Source organism: Arthrobacter sp. LjRoot78, from assembly GCF_964254335.1.
Taxonomy (GTDB): Bacteria; Actinomycetota; Actinomycetes; order Actinomycetales; family Micrococcaceae; genus Arthrobacter.
In genome coordinates this window covers 1-19,532 of record NZ_CAXUTG020000001.1, presented here as the reverse complement: position 1 = coordinate 19,532, position 19,532 = coordinate 1, and the positions used below count along the sequence as shown (strand labels likewise).

Annotated in this window: 17 protein-coding genes and 2 tRNA genes; 4 read left to right on the top strand and 15 right to left on the bottom strand. The window is 63.0% G+C overall.

The window, feature by feature from the left end:
- Positions 1-1,147 precede the first annotated feature (1,147 nt).
- Complete coding sequence (locus ACSQ1X_RS00095) at positions 1,148-1,426, top strand: DUF4190 domain-containing protein (protein WP_055797428.1); 279 nt, start codon at positions 1,148-1,150, stop codon at positions 1,424-1,426.
- A gap of 92 nt (positions 1,427-1,518) precedes the next feature.
- The gene (locus tag ACSQ1X_RS00090) at positions 1,519-1,659 is read left to right on the top strand and encodes a hypothetical protein (RefSeq protein ID WP_436056198.1); all 141 of its coding nucleotides are present in this window, start codon (positions 1,519-1,521) and stop codon (positions 1,657-1,659) included.
- Between the two features lie 66 nt (positions 1,660-1,725).
- On the opposite strand, the gene ACSQ1X_RS00085 is transcribed toward ACSQ1X_RS00090, so the two are convergent.
- From ACSQ1X_RS00085 to ACSQ1X_RS00075, 3 genes are all read right to left on the bottom strand, one after another.
- Positions 1,726-2,376, bottom strand: coding sequence for a hypothetical protein (locus ACSQ1X_RS00085; RefSeq protein WP_436056197.1), 651 nt, complete (start codon positions 2,374-2,376; stop codon positions 1,726-1,728).
- A 320-nt stretch (positions 2,377-2,696) separates the two neighbouring features.
- On the bottom strand, positions 2,697-3,578 hold the full coding sequence (locus ACSQ1X_RS00080; protein WP_436056196.1) for a rhomboid family intramembrane serine protease: 882 nt from the start codon (positions 3,576-3,578) through the stop codon (positions 2,697-2,699).
- 6 nt (positions 3,579-3,584) lie between these two features.
- On the bottom strand, positions 3,585-4,130 hold the full coding sequence (locus ACSQ1X_RS00075) for a peptidylprolyl isomerase (RefSeq protein ID WP_028271893.1): 546 nt from the start codon (positions 4,128-4,130) through the stop codon (positions 3,585-3,587).
- Positions 4,131-4,284: 154 nt separating this feature from the next.
- On the opposite strand from ACSQ1X_RS00075, the gene ACSQ1X_RS00070 reads away from it, so the two are divergent.
- Both ACSQ1X_RS00070 and ACSQ1X_RS00065 read left to right on the top strand, forming a co-directional pair.
- Positions 4,285-5,220, top strand: coding sequence for a hypothetical protein (locus ACSQ1X_RS00070; protein ID WP_436056195.1), 936 nt, complete (start codon positions 4,285-4,287; stop codon positions 5,218-5,220).
- A gap of 132 nt (positions 5,221-5,352) precedes the next feature.
- The gene (locus tag ACSQ1X_RS00065) at positions 5,353-6,228 is read left to right on the top strand and encodes a glycosyltransferase (RefSeq protein WP_055797824.1); all 876 of its coding nucleotides are present in this window, start codon (positions 5,353-5,355) and stop codon (positions 6,226-6,228) included.
- Between the two features lie 2 nt (positions 6,229-6,230).
- Here the strand turns inward: ACSQ1X_RS00065 and ACSQ1X_RS00060 are convergent, their stop codons facing one another.
- The 12 genes from ACSQ1X_RS00060 to dnaA form a co-directional block, all read right to left on the bottom strand.
- Positions 6,231-7,145, bottom strand: a complete 915-nt coding sequence (locus ACSQ1X_RS00060; RefSeq protein WP_436056194.1) for a DMT family transporter — start codon at positions 7,143-7,145, stop codon at positions 6,231-6,233.
- Positions 7,146-7,242: 97 nt separating this feature from the next.
- Positions 7,243-7,318 (bottom strand) — tRNA-Ala (locus ACSQ1X_RS00055).
- 71 nt (positions 7,319-7,389) lie between these two features.
- Complete coding sequence (locus ACSQ1X_RS00050; RefSeq protein ID WP_235505590.1) at positions 7,390-7,542, bottom strand: DLW-39 family protein; 153 nt, start codon at positions 7,540-7,542, stop codon at positions 7,390-7,392.
- A gap of 23 nt (positions 7,543-7,565) precedes the next feature.
- Positions 7,566-7,639 (bottom strand) — tRNA-Ile (locus ACSQ1X_RS00045).
- 98 nt (positions 7,640-7,737) lie between these two features.
- Complete coding sequence (locus tag ACSQ1X_RS00040) at positions 7,738-8,394, bottom strand: DUF3566 domain-containing protein (RefSeq protein ID WP_436056193.1); 657 nt, start codon at positions 8,392-8,394, stop codon at positions 7,738-7,740.
- Positions 8,391-11,099 carry a DNA gyrase subunit A gene (gyrA, locus tag ACSQ1X_RS00035; RefSeq protein WP_436056192.1) on the bottom strand — a complete coding sequence of 903 codons (2,709 nt, stop codon included), beginning with the start codon at positions 11,097-11,099 and terminating at the stop codon, positions 8,391-8,393. Before gyrA ends, ACSQ1X_RS00040 begins: the two co-directional genes overlap by 4 nt.
- 61 nt (positions 11,100-11,160) lie before the next feature.
- On the bottom strand, positions 11,161-13,251 hold the full coding sequence (gene gyrB, locus ACSQ1X_RS00030) for a DNA topoisomerase (ATP-hydrolyzing) subunit B (protein WP_055797412.1): 2,091 nt from the start codon (positions 13,249-13,251) through the stop codon (positions 11,161-11,163).
- 411 nt (positions 13,252-13,662) lie between these two features.
- Entirely contained in the window at positions 13,663-14,220 is a 558-nt protein-coding gene (locus tag ACSQ1X_RS00025; RefSeq protein ID WP_055797409.1) for a DUF721 domain-containing protein, read from the bottom strand.
- Positions 14,217-15,422, bottom strand: a complete 1,206-nt coding sequence (gene recF, locus ACSQ1X_RS00020; protein WP_436056191.1) for a DNA replication/repair protein RecF — start codon at positions 15,420-15,422, stop codon at positions 14,217-14,219. Before recF ends, ACSQ1X_RS00025 begins: the two co-directional genes overlap by 4 nt.
- A gap of 36 nt (positions 15,423-15,458) precedes the next feature.
- Positions 15,459-16,343 (bottom strand): phosphogluconate dehydrogenase (NAD(+)-dependent, decarboxylating), encoded by an 885-nt coding sequence (gene gnd / locus ACSQ1X_RS00015; RefSeq protein WP_436056190.1) that lies wholly within the window; start codon positions 16,341-16,343, stop codon positions 15,459-15,461.
- 107 nt (positions 16,344-16,450) lie between these two features.
- Positions 16,451-17,575: a DNA polymerase III subunit beta gene (gene dnaN, locus ACSQ1X_RS00010; protein WP_436056189.1), complete on the bottom strand. Its 1,125-nt coding sequence runs from the start codon at positions 17,573-17,575 to the stop codon at positions 16,451-16,453.
- Positions 17,576-18,110: 535 nt separating this feature from the next.
- On the bottom strand, positions 18,111-19,532 hold a 1,422-nt coding region (gene dnaA, locus ACSQ1X_RS00005), incomplete at its 5' end, for a chromosomal replication initiator protein DnaA (protein WP_043479795.1).

The following is a 19,532-nucleotide window of genomic DNA, read 5'->3' as shown; positions in this document are numbered from 1 at the left end:
GGGGAAAGTTATCCACAGTGTTGATAAGTCTGGGCCGATGAGGCGATCCTTCCGCGGGCCATGGCCTGTGGATGACCCGGACCCCTGAAGAATCCCACGACCCGGAGTTATTAACAGTGTGGATTGCCTGTGGATAACGGGTTCCAAGCGGCAAAGCGCCAAGTAGGCCGCCTGGATCCAGCAGCCACCCCGCCATTTTGCGCAGGGGAACCGCGGCAATGACCGCGGGCACCAAGAGCGTTGAACTTATCCACTTAAGAACAACGCTATCCCCAGAAGTTATCCACAGGTGGGGATAACGCAGGGGATAAATCAGTGATCTGATGCTCTATCAGGCTCCAGCCCGCCAATTGGCATCGGGCTCCTCAGCCCTCCGGAGTTATTAACAGTGTGCATAACCTGTTGAAGAGCGTATCTCCAGCGCCCAATCGATGGCGGGATATGCCGTTTCAGCGCCAAATGCTTGCCAAGGAGAGCCGGGTCTCCCATGCGAAGCCTGGTACTTGGCTGGCGGCATCCTCGTTTCCGGCCCTTGAAGCACCTCACCGGCAGCCCGCCGCGGGCAGCTGAGTTGTCCACTTAACCACAGCCCCGCCGGACTGTTTTATCCACAGTTGTGGACAAGGAGGATCGCCGTTGTCGATTATCGCCAGCTGGCAAGGGCGTCACCGGGGAGGGGGAGTGAACTACAAGCATGTAAGTTACCAACAATGTGGATAACCCCTGTGGAAAACTCCGTCTAAAGAAGTCTTTACGTTCTCATTAGAGATTGAACTTAATGATGTCGAGGCGGCCCAGCAGTTCAACGAACAATGGGAGAGCCGTAGTGGGGTAATGGACGGACCAGAAGTTTCGCCTCCCGACGAACGAGAGTTGGCTTCGAGGCCTTCAGTACGACTCATCGCCCAGGCGTTTACTTCCCAGCACAAGGAAACGGGCCTTAACCTCCGATCGCTTCAAGTTCTGGACTGGCGTTACCCCAACGATGACTTTGCGCTTGGCGAATCGTAGCCACGCCCGCGTCAGCGTGGTCGGCGGCCGGAGGAGATGTTCCTATAGACACGCCCAAACGCTGAATTTTCTCGACATTCACCCTTGGGACGCGGAGTAGACTCGCCGAAACGATCCAGAGTGGGGGACTCATAAGATGTCAGCAACAGCAGCTTCACCCGCCGAGGCCGGCTACAACCGAATGGCCATCCTGTCCCTGACTTGTGCCGTGGTGGCCGTAGCCGGATTCTTCTTTGGAGGCTTCACTAGTTTGGCGGTCTTCGCCGTCGGTGCGGGTCACGTTGCGCTCAACCAGATCAACAGCGACGGCGGCCAAGGGCGCCAGCTTGCACGTGTATCCCTCGCAGTCGGCTACGCCATCGCAATCTTCGGGCTACTCATCACAGTCATGTCTGTGTTGGGCCTTTACACCTAACAGCTAAGGTTGTTTGGGGCTGGTGCCTGCCCCTGGTCTCGATGCCGTTGGGCGTCAGGCCGAACACTGCCGGGACGTACGGGAGCACAAAGATGATGAAGGCCGTCCCGCCGTCGCCGCTATCCAGCCCCGGGCGCTCATCCCTGCCCTCCGTTGCTGCGGACCATGCCAAGGGCGTTCTGCCGCCGCTGATCGGCCTGAAGGATGCCGTCACGGACCCCCAGCGCGGATGACACCGTATAGGACGTAGAAGAACACTGCTCCGAGGACTGCGACCAGGACAAGGCTATCGAGTGCCATCATTTCTGCCCTTCCTCGTCCGGCCAGTACTTCTGCACCGCTGCTGCGGCCGCCCGGAGCCGCCCTCCGTCCAGGACGATGGAGGATTCGGGCATGCCCATGCTTGTCCATTGGGCAAGCAGACGGAGCTCCCCGGCCGGAGGCAGCGGCCACAGCCAGAGCGCTCCCATTGCCGACATGTCGTCCTCCCCGCCGTTGCCGCCTTTGGGGCGAAATTCGAAAACCGGGCCGTCAGGTTCCTGATCCAAGGGAGCGCCTTGCCCTTGCTCGTACATCGCCAGGGATGATGTGGTGGCCTTGGTTCCGTCCGGGAACTGCATACCGAACAGGAGGACGGAATCGACCGAAATGGCCCCGTCGCGCAATTGAGGCGCAGGCCGGTGAAAGACAGCGTTCATCTCGGACCATCGCCGGTCATCCTGGTCAGTGCGGCGCAGCATCCAGGACATTTCTAAGACGCATCCGGTCGAGTACACCTTGGCGGCTTCAATGGCCATCACAAAGGTCGGGGATTTGTAGATGAACTGGCCCACGGGAACGACAGGGGGCAGCTCGTACCGCGGGGCAGCGACCCAGGGAGGCGGTATGAACTGCGGCGTCCGAGGGCGGGGAGGCGGTGCAGGGATCGGGTAGTCCTGGAAGAAAGTCATGGCCGTTCCTTGGGTTCGCTGGCTGCGACCGACCAGCGGAACAGCGGCAAGCCGCCCTGGATCCCCCAATCCGTCCTTACCCGGCTCAGTCTAGCCCCGGGGCAATTACCGGCCCACCCTAGCCTTGCGCCGGCGAGGCTGACCGGCGAATGTATCTACAGTTCCACTGCTTACTCCGCTGGGCGTTAGGTCCCGTTTCAGGCTGTAGTAAATTTCACGGGCTACAAAGCGTTTGAGGAAGCGTATGGCGTCGGCTGATGAATGCCCTTGTGCCCTTTTCCGATCACGGTATGCCTGGGATCTTGGGTCATATCGAAGGCTTAGGCGCCGGCCATTCGCAGCCAGGTGGCGCCTGCGAGCAAAGCCAGGACCAGCACGAGGCCCGCGGACTGCCAGAGCCGGCGCTGCGGGCCGCGGGGAGCGTAGGCAATGGCTGCGGCGCAGGCAGCGCCTGTCACCAGGCCGCCAAGGTGGGCCTGCCAGGCAATCTGCGGGACGATAAAGCCGATGACGCCGTTGATGGCGATCAGGACCCACAGCTGCTTTGTGTCGCCGCCGCGGTGACGCTGGACCACCAGCATGGCCCCGAAGAGTCCAAAGATGGCTCCGGATGCGCCCACGACTCCGGCGAGGGGCTGGCCCGGAGTATAGGTCGGCGTCAGGACGAGGTAGCCGACCGATCCGCCGACGGCGGACAGCAAGTACAGCGCCAGGAAACGGATGCGTCCGAGGAGGGGTTCCAGCGCCTGGCCGAACATCCACAGCATGTACATGTTCAGCACGATGTGCAGGATGAAGCCTTGGGAATGGAGGAATGCCGAGGTCAGCATGCGCCACGGTTCAAAGACGCCGTACTCAGGGGTGGCGTAGACCGTTGCGAAAGCGAAGTTCTGGTAAATCCCGTCATTGGGGACTATCCACTGCAGCACAAAGACCAGCGCGCAGGCCGCGATGATCCCGAACGTCACCAGGGGCCGGCCGGCAACGGCGGTTCCGCCGTAAACGGTCCTGGCTGCCGGCGTCGTACGTTTTGTTTCGTTGACACAGTCAATGCATTGGAATCCGACGGCGGCCGCCCGCTGGCATTCCGGGCATGCCGGGCGCCCGCAGCGCTGGCACCGGACATAGGAAGGCCTGTCCGGGTGCCGGGGGCACACCGGAATCTGCGCGGACGGCTCGGCCGCCGGAATTCCGTAACTCATGGGGTGTTAGAGCTGCTCTACGTCGATGCTGTTGATGACGACGTCCTCGACCGGGCGGTCGCCCATTCCGGTGCGGACACCTTCGATGGCGTCGACGACCTTCTTGGATTCCTCATCGGCAACTTCACCGAAGATGCTGTGCTTGCCCTGCAGCCAGTCGGTGGGGATGGTGGTGATGAAGAACTGCGAGCCGTTGGTGCCCTTGCCCATCTGGATGCCGGCGTTGGCCATGGCCAGCTTGTAGGGCTGGTTGAAGGTCAGTTCGGGGTGGATCTCGTCGTCGAACTTGTAGCCCGGTCCGCCCACGCCGCGGCCGAGGGGGTCGCCGGCCTGGATCATGAAGTCCTTGATGATGCGGTGGAAGATGGTGCCGTTGTACAAGGGGGTGCCGGTCTTGTCCTCACCGGTTTCGGGGTGGGTCCAGGCCTGCTCGCCGGTGGCCAGGCCGACGAAGTTCTTGACCGTCTTGGGCGCGTGGTTGCCGAAGAGGTTGACGACGATGTCGCCGAGGCTCGTGTGGATGGTTGCTTTTGCAGTTGCGATGGCAGTCATAGGCCCATTGTTCCACGTCGGGCTATTGCACATCAGGCCTGCCGGGCAGTTCCGCGCTAGGTGAAATCGGCTGGAAATGGCCCTGATGAATAGCCGGTGCGGGGCAATCCACGTAGGCTAACAACAGAACCGTCACATTAATCGGGAGGTAGTTGTGAAGAAATCGGATCGTATTGCCCGTGACCTGGAGCAGTCAGTCAGCAGCGCGGTAGAGAACGCCAAGGATTGGGCAGCCCCCCGCGTTGAAGCAGCCGTCGACTGGGCGGTTCCCCGCCTGCAGCACGGCATTGACACCGCTTCCCCGAAGATCCAGGAAGGGCTCAAATCGGCAGCCCACAACCTGGCCGACGGCGTTGCCACCGTAACGCCTCGCATCCAGGACGGACTCGCCCACCTTGCGCCCAAGATCCATGACGTAGTGGACGGCGCCACACCGCGGCTCCACGAAGCACTGGACAAGGCTGCGCCCGTGATCTCACAGGCCCGCGACCGCGTGGTGGTGGAATACCTGCCCAGGCTCTCGGACCAGATCGGGCACGCCTCGGAGGCGGTGCACCGCACCCTCGAAAGCGCACCCGCCCACGTGGATGCCGTCGCGCAGAGGCTTGCGGACTCCGGCGTCGTTCATTCCCTGCAGGATCAGGCACAGGCCGCAGGCCACCAGCTCAAGGCTGCTGCCGCCGAGGCCACCCGCGTTGTTACCGGGGAAGTGGCCAAGCCGCAGAAGCCCAAGCACCGCGGATTGCTGATTTTCGGTGTAATCGCCGCAGCCGTCGCCGCCGGTGTGGCCGCATGGAAAGCCTCCAAGCCTGTGGAGGATCCCTGGAAGACACCTGCTCCGGTGACGCCCGCGCCCGTTCCGGCCACAACCGTCAATGACGTAAGTGCCACGACCGCCGCCGCCGGTGAGAAGGCTGTTGACGCAGCGGACTCCGTTGCTGCAGCATCCGACGACGCCGCCGCGAAGGCTGATGAAGCAGCCGAGGACGCCAAGGACCAGGCTGCCAACGTTGCCACGGACGCCAAGACTGCCGTGAAGAACATCGCTTCCAGCATGAACAACGGTGCCGCTAAGCCCAGCGACACCTAAAACCAGGCCTTCACCGGCCGGTACAACATCGGAGGAGCCCCGCACGCAAAATGTGCGGGGCTCCTCCGTTGTTTCCCGTATCTTCACCCGCCGTCCCGGGTTGGGACGCACAAGGGTGCTAAATTTGTGGTGATGTCACCCGATAGATCCGCCGAGGATGCCTCGCACGACGCTGCGCTTATGCCGGGCGTATCCATCGTCATACCGGCATATAACGAGGCCAGCGTCATCAGGCAGTGCCTTATTGCGGCCATCTACCAGTCGGTGCCGGCCACGGAGATCATTGTTGTGGACAACATGTCCAAGGACCGCACGGCAGAAATCGTCGGCCAGATGCAGCAGGAATATCCTGAGAGCCCCATCATCCTCCTCACCCAGGACAGATCCCAGGGCCTCATTCCCACCCGTAACTTCGGCCTCAACCACGCCACCGGCGATGTTCTGGGCCGGATCGACGCAGACTCCGTGGTGGAACCGGACTGGGTGGAACAGGTCCAGAAAGCTTTCCACGACCCGTCCGTCCAGGCAGCGACCGGTCCGGTGGTGTACTACGACATGCCGATGCGCCGCTTCGGCCTCAAAGCCGATGACAAGATGCGCCAGCTGATGCTCAAGCTGGCCAAGCACCAGTACCACTTCCTCTTTGGCTCGAACATGGCCCTGCGCCGGTCGGCCTGGGAAACCATCCGCGGCGAAACCTGCCGGGATGAGAAGGACGAAATGCACGAGGACATCGACCTGTCCCTGCACTTGGCCGACCATGACCTGCGTATCCAGTACTGGCCCCAGATGGTCTCCGGCATGTCCGCCCGCCGCCTCGAGGATTCCCCGCGCGACTACCGGTACTACGTGACCAGGTTCGACCGGACCTATAAGGCCCACAACGTTAAGAAGATGGCCCTCAAGGCTCCGATGGTGGTGTTCTTCTCCGTCTACTTCCCGGCCAAGCTCCTACGCGCCATCCACACGGTGAGCTCCGCCCAGCCTGTGCGACGCGGCGGCCAGTAGCGTCAGTCCGTGCCAAGCTCCGCCACGCGGGCTTCACCGGCTCGTACGGGCTTTCTGCGCCGTTGGCCTGCCACCACGACGGCGAGCCCGACCAGAATCAGCGCCAGGCCGGCGTAGGTACCGCCCGGCAGGCTCTCATCCAGGAACACAGCCGCCAGCAGCGCGGCACCCGGAATCTCCAGCAGAATGATCATGGACACCAGCAGCGGGCTCATGGTGGCCAGCAAATGGTTGAACGCCGTGTGCCCCACCAGCTGCGCGCAGACGGTGATGGCAATGATTCCCAGCCAGCCGGCTGCCTCGAAGCCCACCAGCGGCTGCTGGGAGACCAGGGCAAGAAGCGCTACTACGGCCGCGCACATGCCGTAGCAAAGCGTTGTGTAGGTGCCTGTGCCCATGGTCTCCCGCGCCTTGCCGCCCGCGAGGGTGTAGAGGCCCGCCAGGGCGCCGCCAGCCACCGCCAGGAGGTCTCCCAGTAAGGCGTCCTGGGAGGTGCCCATGTCGAACCCGGTGATGGCCACGACGCCGCCGAAGGCCATTCCCAGGCCCACCAGAACCTGCCAGCGGTGCCGTACGCCCCGGAAAAGCTGGAACACCGCAATCCAGCCCGACTGGAGGCAGACCAGCGCGGTGGCCGCCGCTACCGAGGTGAGCTGAAGGGATGTGATGAAGCAGGCGAAGTGCAGTGCCAGGGCGACGGCGGCAAGGACCGCCCAGCGGAACTCGCGCGGCGTCACCCTGCCGAACTGCCGTGGATTGGTCACGAGGACCGGCGAGGCCATGACTGCGGCTCCAATGGCGTTGCGCCAGAAGGCGATGGCCAGCGCGCTGACAGAGGTGGCGCCCAGCGTGGCGGCAATGAGGGGCCCGGAAGAGGCCACGCCCAGGACGCCCAAAGCGGCGAGTAAGAAGTTCACCGTTCCAACAGTAGTGGCCGGGACAACAGCGCCGGGCCGCTTGGCGGGCAAAGCAAAAGGCCCCGGACTGCGTTTCCGCATTCCGGGGCCTTTCTTATGGTGGAGGCACGGGGACTCGAACCCCGAACCCCCTGCTTGCAAAGCAGGTGCGCTACCAATTGCGCCATGCCCCCATAAGAAGCAACCCGTCAATCATACCCTAGTTCCGGAACGCTTCTGACCAGCGTCCGCACCAGGCTCGGGACTATTCGACCGTGTCAGTCGAATCGCTCCATACCGTCTTTCGGGCTTCGGACTCCTGCACCTTCTTGAAGAGCAGCGCGCCTGCGATAGCTACTGCAACAACCAGCAACTTCTTCACATGCACCCCGTTCCGGCCCGGTATTACCCGAACCATTTCCAAAACCTGTGCAGGTTCCGTGGGCGTACCAGGACTTGAACCTGGGACCTCTTCGTTATCAGCGAAGCGCTCTAACCGCCTGAGCTATACGCCCCGATGCCTCATCGGGCCGAGACATGACTTTACAGCACATCCCGGCCCGATCTCAAATCGAGGCATTTCGCCGGCGGAATTCCGGCGAAAAACCGCGGACTAATCGTCCGTGAGGGTCACGCCGATGCCACCTACGAGGGTGGCGGAGATGTTGTACAGCACGGCCGATAGCATCGACAGGGCGGTCAACAGGACCACGTTTACCACGGCGATGATCACCGCGAAGGAAGCCACCTGGCCCAGCGAAGCAACCTTCTTCAGTTCGAACCCGCCGCCTTCGGATCCGGCAAGCGTTCCGAGCAGGCTGTCCACCTGGTCGAAGATGCCTGTCAGGTCCAGGACGGTCCAAAGGACGATAGCCGCAACGACTGTGACGATGCCCAGGGCAACGGACAGCAGGAAGGCCATCTTCAGCACGGACCAGGGGTCCACCTTGCTGACGAGGAGCCGCGCACGGCGGACCTTCGCCTTCGGGGCGGGCTTGACCAGTCCGGGGGCACCCTGGGAGGCGCCTTGGCCGGGTCGCTGACCGGGTACGCCGGGTCGCTGGCCCTGGGGGGCCTGGCCCGGAACGCCGGGACGCTGCCCCTGCGCCGGACGCTGGCCGGGGACCACCGGGCGCTGCCCCGGGGCGCCCGGCGTCGACGGCCGTTGCTGGGGACGTACGGGGGCGTTCACGCGCGGAGCGGACGCCGGCTGCCTGATCCCGCCGGGAGTGTTGCTGTTCGGCTTGGGATATGAGTCGGAATTACTCACTCGTTACCTCCGGTATTTTCTTCGTCCAGCTCAGCGTCGTCCGATGACTCGTCGGATTCCTCGGCCGGTGCTGAATCTGCCTCTGCGGACCCATCATGTGATCCGGCACCTTCAGCCAACGTTACGTCATCCCCGGCCGCTGCCGGGCTTTCAGCCGGGTTTTCCGGGTCGGTGGCTTCCGTTTCCTCGCCCTCAAGTCCGCGTTCGCTGTTCCGCGCCACCTCGATGATGCGGTCGTTCTTATCCGGCTTGGCGAAGATGACGCCCATGGTGTCGCGGCCCTTGGCGGGCACTCCGGCCACCGAGGAGCGGACTACCTTTCCGCCTTCCATGACCACAAGGACTTCGTCTTCTTCCTGGACGATGAGGGCACCTACGAGGTGGCCCCGCTCTTCCTGGTATTTTCCTACCTTGATGCCGAGGCCGCCGCGGCCCTGGAGACGGTATTCCTCCACCGCGGTCCGCTTGGCGTAGCCGCCCTCGGTGACGATGAAGACGAACGAGCCGTCCTTGACGACGTCAGCCGCCAGCAGTTCATCGTCCTCGCGGAACTTCATGCCGGTCACGCCGGACGTGGCACGGCCCATGGGCCGCAGTGCGTCGTCCGTGGCCGTGAAACGGATGGACTGGCCCATTCGTGAAACCAGCATCAGGTCATCGGTTTCCGAAACGAGCTGGGCGGAGACGAGTTCGTCGCCGTCGCGCAGGTTGATGGCGATCACGCCAGCGGAGCGGTTGGTGTCGTAGTCCTCCAGGCGGGTCTTCTTGACAAGGCCCCGCTTGGTGGCCAGCACCAGGTAAGGGGCGTGCTGGTAGTCGCGGAGATCCAGGACCTGGGCGATGTGCTCATCCGGCTGGAAGGCCAGCAGGTTGGCCACGTGCTGGCCCTTGGCGTCACGCCCCGCTTCCACGAGTTCGTAGGCCTTGGCACGGTAGACGCGCCCCAGGTTGGTGAAGAACAGCAGCCAGTGGTGCGTTGTGGTGACGAAGAAGTGCTCCACAACGTCGTCCCCGCGCAGCTGGGCACCCTTGATGCCCTTGCCGCCGCGCTGCTGTGATCGGTAGTTGTCACTGCGCGTGCGCTTGACGTAGCCGCCGCGCGTGATCGTGACAACCATCTCCTCTTCCGGGATCAGGTCCTCCATGGACATGTCACCGTCGAAGCCCATCAGGATCTTCGTGCGGCGGTCATCCCCGTGCTTGGCCACGATCTCGGAAAGTTCGGTGCTGATGATCTCCCGCTGGCGCTCTTCCGAAGCCAGGATCGAGTTGTACTCTGCGATCAGGGCCTCGAGTTCGGCATGGCGGTCCTGGATCTTCTGGCGTTCCAGGGCTGCGAGCCTTCGAAGCTGCATGTCCAGGATGGCCCGGGCCTGCAGCTCATCGATGTCCAGCAGCTGCATCAGGCCGTCCCGGGCGGCTTCGGTGGTGTTGGACGCACGGATCAAGGCAATGACCTCGTCCAGCATGTCCAGGGCCTTGAGGAGAGCGCGCAGGATGTGCGCTTCTTCCTCGGCCTTGCGGAGGCGGTACCGGGTCCGGCGGGCAATGACATCCATCTGGTGGGTGACCCAGTGCCGGATAAAGGCATCGAGGCTCAACGTCCGCGGGACGCCGTCCACGATCGCCAGCATGTTGGCGGCAAAGTTGTCCTGCAGCTGGGTGTGCTTGTACAGGTTGTTGAGCACGACCTTCGCCACGGCGTCGCGCTTAAGTACGATCACCAGCCGCTGGCCGGTGCGGCCGGAGGTTTCATCCCGAAGATCGGCAATTCCGGAGATCTTCCCGTCCTTGACGAGTTCGGCAATCTTGATGGCCAGGTTGTCCGGGTTTGCCTGGTAGGGCAGTTCGGTGACCACCAGGCAGGTGCGTCCCTGGAGCTCCTCCACGTTCACCACAGCGCGCATGGTGATGGAACCGCGGCCGGTGCGGTAGGCATCTTCGATGCCCTTGTGGCCCAGGATGGTGGCTCCGGTGGGGAAATCCGGTCCCTTGATGCGGAGCAGGAGTTCTTCCAGCAGCTCTTCGCGGCTTGCAGTCGGGTTGGCGAGGTACCACTGCACACCGTCGGCAACCTCGCGGAGGTTGTGCGGCGGAATGTTTGTGGCCATGCCGACGGCGATACCCGAGGAACCGTTGACCAGCAGGTTGGGGAAGCGGGCCGGCAGGATGGTGGGTTCCTGGTTCTTGCCGTCATAGTTGTCCTGGAAATCGACGGTTTCCTCGTCGATGTCGCGGACCATTTCCATGGCGAGCGGGGCCATTTTGGTTTCGGTGTACCGGGGTGCTGCTGCGCCGTCGTTACCCGGCGAACCGAAGTTTCCCTGCCCGAGCGCCAGGGGGTAGCGCATGGTCCAGTCCTGGATCAGGCGGACCAGGGCATCGTAGATGGCTGTATCGCCGTGCGGGTGGTACTGGCCCATAACCTCGCCCACCACACGGGCGCACTTATTGAAGGAGCGGTCCGGGCGGTAGCCGCCGTCGAACATGGCGTAAAGCACGCGGCGGTGGACGGGCTTGAGGCCGTCACGGACGTCCGGCAGCGCGCGGCCGACAATAACGGCCATGGCGTAGTCCAGGTAGGAGCGCTGCATTTCCGTCTGCAGGTCCACCTGCTCCACGCGGTCGACCAGCACATCGCCCTCCAGGACGGGCTCGACGGGTCCGGCGGAGTCCGCGGGAACCTCGGGTGTTTCGTCACTCATAGTCTATATTTTCCGTTTCAGGTATATGTCGTTCAAGGAATATTTAGGCTCTTGTAGAGCTCTAAATATCCAGGAACCTGACATCCTTGGCGTTCTGCTGAATGAAGTTTCGGCGCGATTCAACGTCCTCACCCATCAGCACGGTGAAGATCTGGTCGGCCGCGAGGGCGTCATCCATGGTGACCTGCAGGAGTGTGCGGTGGTCAGGGTCCATGGTGGTGTCCCACAGTTCCGTGTAGTCCATCTCGCCAAGGCCCTTGTAGCGCTGGATGCCGTTGTCCTTCGGAATGCGGCGCCCGGCGGCCTGGCCGGCAACCAGCCGGGCATCGCGTTCGCGGTCGCTGTAGACGTAGTCGTGCGGAGCGTTGGACCACTTGATGCGGTACAGCGGCGGCTGAGCCAGGTACACGTATCCGTTTTCAATCAGCGGGCGCATGTAGCGGAACAGAAGCGTCATCAGGAGCGTGGTGATGTGCTGTCCGTCAACGTCGGCATCGGCCATGAGGACGATTTTGTGGTATCGCAGCTTGCTGAGGTCGAAGTCCTCGCCGATACCCGTACCAAATGCCGTGATCATGGACTGGACCTCGTTGTTGCCGAGGGCCTTGTCCAGCCGTGCCCGCTCCACGTTCAGGATCTTGCCGCGCAACGGGAGGATGGCCTGCGTTTCGGGGTTGCGGCCGCGCTTGGCGGAACCGCCGGCGGAGTCACCCTCCACGATGTACACCTCACACTTCGCCGGGTCCTTGGAAGAGCAGTCTGAAAGCTTGCCCGGCATGCCGAAGGACTCCAGCGGGCTCTTGCGGCGGGCGTTGTCGCGGGCCTTACGGGCGGCCATCCGGGCCTGCGCTGCGGAAATCGCCTTGCGGATGACATCGCGTGCCGGACCCGGATTGCGCTCCAGCCAGTCGCCCAGGCCATCGGTGACCACGCGCTGGACAAAGCCCTTGACCTCGGAGTTGCCGAGTTTGGTCTTGGTCTGGCCTTCAAACTGCGGTTCCGCCAGCTTCACGGAAATGACGGCGGTGAGGCCTTCGCGGATGTCATCTCCGGTGAGGTTGTCATCCTTTTCCTTGATGATGTTCTTCTCGCGCGCGTAGCGGTTGATGAGCGACGTCATCGCGGCACGGAAACCCTCTTCGTGGGTGCCGCCTTCGTGGGTGTTGATCGTGTTGGCATAAGTGTGGACACTCTCGGAATACGCGTTAGTCCACTGCATCGCCATTTCCAGGGCGATCTTCCGTTCCTTGTCCTCGGTTTCGAAGGCGATGACGTCCTCGTGGACAACGTCAACCTTCTTGCCGGAGTTAAGGTGCTTGACGTAGTCCAGCAGGCCGTCGTCGTACTGGTACACAACCGTGCGGAACTCTGCGGCGACTTCACCCTCGGTGGGAACGGCATCGAGATCCAGGTCCTCGTCCTCCGAACTTTCCTGGGCAACGCGGCGTTCGTCCGTCAGCGTGATGCGCAGGCCCTTGTTGAGGAACGCCATCTGCTGGAAGCGGGCACGAAGCGTCTCGAAGTCGAATTCCGTGCTCTCGAAGATGCTGGCGTCCGGGTAGAAGGTCTGGGTGGTACCCGTCTGGTCCGTCTCTTCACCCTGGACCAGGCTGCCCTGGGGCTTGCCGCCGTCGGCGAAGGACATCCGCCAGACGTGGCCCTGGCGCCGGACTTCGGTATCCACCCGGCTGGAGAGAGCGTTGACCACGGAGATGCCCACGCCGTGGAGGCCGCCGGAAACGGCATACCCGCCTCCGCCGAATTTTCCGCCGGCGTGCAGGATGGTCATAACAACCTCAACCGTGGGCTTGTGCTCGGTGGGGTGCATGTCCACCGGGATGCCGCGGCCGTCATCGACGACTTTGACGCCGCCGTCGGCCTGGAGAACAATCTCGATGTGGGTGCAGTAGCCGGCCAGGGCCTCGTCCACAGAGTTGTCCACCACTTCGTACACAAGGTGGTGGAGTCCGCGGGGTCCCGTGGATCCGATGTACATGCCGGGACGTTTCCGAACAGCTTCAAGACCCTCAAGGACGGTGATGTCGCTCGCACCGTATCCCTTGCGTTCGGCTGCCTCCGCCGGCGCATCAGTTGTACGGGCATCCTCAGCTACGGGTTCCACTGCCGGGATATCTGCATTGTCGTTAGCCACAGGCGCTTTCGACTCCTCTGTATTCGTATGGCCGGCCGTCACCGTCTCCGATAGAAGAGGCTCCTGCCAACAGGCACGTCACTGATAACGCCGATTACTTCGTTGACTGGCGGAACCGTGCCCGGCCGCAGGAAAAGCGCCGGAAAACGGACTCAGTCAACGTTTCACCGGCGCCCAGTTATCTACCCCGATTCTACCGTGCGGGAGAGCGTAATCCCGCATTCCAGAGCCGCAAACGCGCGGGAATATAGTGCTGGCAGGCCATTGGCCCCGCCTGCAAGGCTCCCGGGGTACCGTCTCTGGGTTCCTATACGGCCAAGGGGCGTTAGAGCGCCGTACACGCCGTTTGGCCATTTTTCAAGGGTCGAGGGTTGTGGCGGTGGAAATCTGGCGGGGCGCCACAGCCAGTGACTATCCGTAAGTGTCCCGGGGACCGCGGCCATTGACTGTCCGTCCACCCTTCCGCCAGCTGGGCGCCGCAGGCCCGAGGACCTGGATCTTGGTCACGACGCCTTCCCCCAGTTCGGTCCGGAATTTCTCGAGGAGACTGAAGCTGAGCAGGCGCAGCTGGGTTGCCCACGCAGTGGAATCGCACCGCACATGGAGCGTGGTGTCGGTGAAGCTCTCCGGCGTGCAGTGCGCCGAAATTTCAGGGCCGACAAGCGTGCTCCACTCGGCCATCACGGATCCGACGGCAACCGGCGAAGTCCAGCCTCGTTCGGCCACGAGACGTCCCACCACTTTCCCCAGGCCCAACGGGTCGCGGCCCGTGCCGTGGAACTGGGTGAAGCCCCGCGTTCCGCCGGCGCTGCGTCCCGGCTTCTTGGCTCCGGCTCCCGGCAGCGGGTACTTGCGCCGGATTTCGCCGCGGGCAGCGGCAGCTTCGCGCATCCTGTTGAGCGCCGCCTGGGGCGCATCTATTTCGTCGGGATCGCGGCCCGGCTGCAGGCCGCCAGCGTCCTTACTCATCGGGATTCCGACTCATCGATTCCTCCGGGGACTACCTTCACCCGCCGCCCGGCCAGCTCTTCCGGAATGTCGGCGTCGACGGCGGCGGTCACCAGCACCTGTTCGGCGCCGGATACTATTGCCGCCAGTTTACGCCGGCGCTGGACGTCGAGTTCGGCAAACACATCGTCAAGGATGAGGATCGGGGCCGACCCGCCGGTGCGGGCGTCGTCGAGCATCACGTAGTAGGACGCCAGCCGCAGGGAAAGGCACATGGACCACGTTTCGCCGTGCGAGGCATACCCTTTGGCCGGCGCTTCGCCGAGGATGAGTTCGACGTCGTCGCGGTGGGGCCCCACCAGGGAAATGCCCCGTTCCAGTTCTTTGCGCCGGGATGCCGCAAAAGCCTGCACATAGCGATCGGTCAGGTCATCGACGGACAGTTCCCGGAGGTCCTCACCGCGTTCGACGGCGGCGGGTCCTGCAGCGTAACCCGCACCGGCGGCGTCGTCGTCCATCATGTCCTGGAGCGTGGACCGGTAGATCGCGTCCGCTTCCTTGGACCCGTCGGTCAGCTTCGCGTAAGCCGCCTTCAGGTGGGGCCGGATCCTTTCCACCAGTTCCAGCCGGGCGTGCAGCAGCTCGGCACCGGCCCGTGCCATGTGCTGGTCCCACACATCCAGGGTGGCCTCGTGCCCGGCGGTGAATTTGCCGGTCCGGCCTGATTTGAGGAGGGCGTTGCGCTGCTTGAGCACACGATCGTAGTCAGTCCGCGTGGCTGAATGCCGCGGCATGAGGCTGACCATCAGCTCGTCGAGGAAGCGCCGGCGGTTGGACGGGTCTCCCTTCACCAGGGCAAGGTCCTCCGGCGCAAAAAGCACCGTCTGGCAGATGCCGAGGATGTCCCGGGCGCGGACGGGGTTGCTGCGGTTGATGCGTCCGCGGTTGGCGCGGCTTCCGTTGATTTCCAGTTCCAGGACGGTGGACTGCCCGCCCCGTACCAGCTTGGCCCGGATCAGTGCCCGTTCGGTACCGAAGCGAAGCAGCGGGGCATCCGAACTGACACGGTGTGAGCTAAGCGTGGCCAGGTACCCGATGGCCTCCATGAGGTTGGTCTTGCCGATGCCGTTGTACCCCACGAGGACCGTCACTCCGGGTTCGAAGGAGAGGTCCACCTGGGCATAGCTGCGAAAATCGGTCAGCGAAAGCTTTTCTAGGTACACGCCGTCTTCAGGATTCCCGGACTGCTCGGACTGCTGCTACTTGGCCGGGCGGGTGGCATGCCCGCCGAACTGGTGCCGCAGGGCGGATACCATCTTCATGGCCGGGGAATTGTCTTCGCGGGAAGAGAAGCGCGCAAACAGCGCCGCTGTGATGGCCGGCGCCGGAACGGCGTTGGCGATTGCCTCTTCGACGGTCCAGCGGCCTTCTCCGGAATCCTCGACGTAGTCATCGATCGAGGCCAGGCCCGGATCCTCGTCCAGCGCCTTCACCATGAGGTCCAGCAGCCAGGAGCGCACAACCGTTCCCTTCTGCCAGGCGCGGAAGGTTCCGGGCAGGTCCGTCACGATGTCCTTGGCGGCCAGCAGTTCATAGCCTTCCGCATAAGCCTGCATGAGTCCGTACTCGATGCCGTTGTGCACCATTTTGGCGTAGTGTCCTGCGCCGATTCCGCCAACGTGGACGAAGCTGTCAGCGCGGTCGCCTTCGGGACGAAGGGCATCGAATGCGGGCATCGCCCGTTCGATGTCGGCTGCATCGCCGCCGGCCATCAGGCCGTAGCCGTTTTGCAGACCCCAGACACCGCCGGAGACGCCGCAGTCCGCGAACCGGATTCCCTTTTCGGCCAGCGCGGCACCATGCTTCTGGTCTTCGGTGAAGCGGGAGTTGCCGCCGTCGATCACCAGGTCGCCGGCGTCGAGCTTGGAACCCAGTTCGGTGATCACTGCATCGGTGATCTCGCCGGCCGGAACCATGACCCAGATGACACGCGGAGCCGGAACGGCTGCGATGAGCTCGTCCACCGTGGTGACGTCGGTGACGTCAGGGTTGCGGTCGAAGCCGGTGACCTCGATGCCGCCCTTGCGCAGCCTCTCGCGCATGTTGAAGCCCATTTTTCCAAGGCCGATCAGTCCGATGTGCACGGTAGGAACTCTTTTCTGCGCTGGTGTGGTGGAGGGGCTGCGGTGGTGGTTTCAACTGGCTCGCATTAGATGTCGTTTTGGCTGCCCATAACGACATCAGCTGCTACCTAATTGGGCAGGCGCACCGGCATAACCAGGTAACGGTAGTCGTCCTGGTCTTCGCCGTCGGCGTCGACCTGTGCCGTGATCATGGCGGGCTTGGGCGCCGTGGTGAAGGAGAACCGGACGTACTTGGTTTCGATGACGCTAAGGCCTTCGATGAGGTAGTGCGGGTTGAACGCAACCGTGATCTCGTCGCCGGTCAGTTGTGCTTCAAGCTCTTCCGAAGCCTGGGCGTCCTCACCGGTACCGGCATCGAGGTGGAGCTGGCCTTCGGTGAACGCCAGCCGGACCGGGGTGTTGCGTTCGGCAACGAGGGAGACGCGACGGACTGCTTCGACCAGTTCCTGGGTCTGCACTGTTGCGTGAATCGGGGTTGCATCCGGGAACAGCGAACGGATCTTGGGGTAGTCGCCGTCCACCAGCAGGGACGTGGTGGTGCGTCCGCCGCTTTCGAATCCGATCAGCCGGCTGTCATCGTCGGCCAGGGCGAGGTTGATGTCGCCGCTGTTGCCGAGAGTTTTGGCAACTTCGTTGAGAGTCTTGGCCTTGACCAGGGCACTGGTGGAGATTCCGGGGGTAACGGGTTTCCAAGGTACTTCGCGCATGGCCAGACGGTAGCGGTCCGTTGCCAGCAGGGTGATGAGGTCGTCCTCGATCTCCATCCGAACGCCAGTGAGGATCGGAAGGGTGTCGTCTTTGCTGGCAGCGATGATCACCTGGGACACGGCCTGGGCAAAGGAGTCACCCGGAACGGTTCCGCTGATGGTGGGCAGTGCGGGCAGCGGCGGGTACTCGGCCTCGGGCATGGTCGCGAGGTGGAAGCTGCTGCGACGGCAGGTGAGCGTGACTTTGTTGCCGTCGGTTTCGACCTCAACAGGGGCAGACGGCAGGCTTCGGCAGATGTCCGCAAGAAGGCGGCCGGAGACCAGGATGGTGCCTTCAACGCTGATATCAGCCGGGATTTCAAGGCGGGCCGACGTTTCGTAGTCGAAACTCGAGAGGCTGACTGTGCCGGCCTCAGCCTTGAGAAGAAGCCCGGAAAGCACCGGAACCGGCGGCCGCGGAGACAACGACCGGGCGGTCCATGTGACGGCTTCTGCCAGGACGTCCCGTTCGACTCTGAACTTCACGGAAGGGTGCCGCCTTTCATTGCTGCTGCCATTTTCTGAACGGGAACTCCCGCGGGGAGTTCGAAAACCTTGCCCCCGGACACCGGAACCTGCATGGTCCGCGCTTGCTGAACCACAAACAGACCCAAGGATGGGAGCGCTGCTGACAGCTTAGCCGGAAGATTCCGGTTTTCCCCATCCCCGGCCGGGGAGCTGGCTCTTCGGAGCCGAGGCCACGAGGCTGTCCGGGGCTGGGAACGAGATTGTTGTTTGAGGGAATTTCAATTTTTTGGGATTAGTAGTGTTAATAACTGCTGTGGAAACTGTGGATAACCCTGTTTCACGGCAGGATTCCGCGGTTAAGCCCTGTTCATCCGTTGTGGGCGACGCAGGTTTTAAACAGGGTGTGGATGGGGACAACTTTTTCGGCCGTTTCGCTGATCCACAGATGCCTTAAGGGTTTTAAGCCCATTAAACGCGGTTGTCCCCTTAACTATCCACAGGCTTATCCACATGCGCCTGTTAATAAGGTAAGGAGGCGGGCGCGAAGCCCGGCTTAGGAATCCCGCTGCTGCTGCTTGATGCGGTTGGTCAGCTCCGTAACCTGGTTGTAGATCACACGGCGCTCGGCCATCAGTTCACGGATTTTGCGGTCTGCGTGGATCACCGTGGTGTGGTCCCGGCCGCCGAGCTCCTGGCCGATCTTCGGAAGTGACATGTCCGTCAGCTCGCGGCACAGGTACATGGCGATCTGGCGTGCGGTCACCAGGGTGCGGGTCCGGGACTTGCTGCAGAGCTCCTCCATGCTGAGCTTGAAGTAGTCGGCCGTCTGGGTGAGGATCTGGGCGGACGTGATCTCCTGGGCGCCGTCGTCCGTGATGAGGTCCTTGAGGACCATCTCGGCCAGGGCGACGTCCACCGGCTGCCGGTTCAGGCTGGCGAAGGCCGTGACCCGGATGAGTGCGCCCTCGAGTTCACGGATGTTGCTGGAGATTTTGGACGCGATGTACTCCAGTGCGTCATCCGGTGCGGACAGACCTTCGCTGAGGGCCTTCTTGCGGAGGATCGCGATCCGGGTTTCCAGCTCCGGCGGCTGGATATCGGTCAGCAGGCCCCATTCGAAACGGGACTTCATCCTGTCTTCGAAGCCGGCCAGCAGCTTGGGCGGCTGGTCCGAGGTGATTACAACCTGCTTGTTGTTGTTGTGGAGCGCGTTGAACGTGTGGAAGAACTCCTCCAGCGTGCGGTCTTTGCCGGCCAGGAACTGAATGTCATCGATCAGCAGGACATCCACGTTGCGGTACGTGGTCTTGAAGCTGGTGCCCTCATCGTCCCGAATGGAGTTGATGAAGTCGTTGGTGAATTCTTCGGAGTTGACGTAGCGGACGCGGATGCCGCTGTAGAGCCGGCGGGCGTAGTGTCCGATCGCGTGCAGGAGGTGGGTTTTACCCAGACCCGAGTCACCGTAGATGAAGAGCGGGTTGTAGGCCTTGGCCGGTGCCTCGGCGACGGCGACGGCGGCCGCGTGCGCAAACCGGTTCGAGGAACCGATCACGAACGTGTCGAAGACGTACTTGGGATTCAACCGGCCGAATTCGTGGGAGGTGCTCGGCAGCATGGGCTGCGGCTTCTGCTCCACGGTTGGATCGGTCGCGAGGGAAAGTTCGACGGCGGGTTCCGGCTCCGTGTGGAGGGGCACCAGATCGGTGTCGACGTCGATGGCGCAGCGGATGTCGTCGGAGAAGACATTGTGCAGGGCGTCGTCAAGGGCTTCCTTGACCTGCGTTTGCAGGACTTCACGGGTGAGTTCGTTGGGCACCGCGACCAGGAGGGTTGAACCGATCAGTCCCTGCGCCTGGGCGAGGATTACGAAGCCGCGCTGCCGGGGTGAAACCCGGTGGTCCTGCTCCAGAAGGCTCACAACCCGCCGCCAGGAACTTCCGACAGTATTCGCGTGGTTGGCTTCGTCTACTGTCAT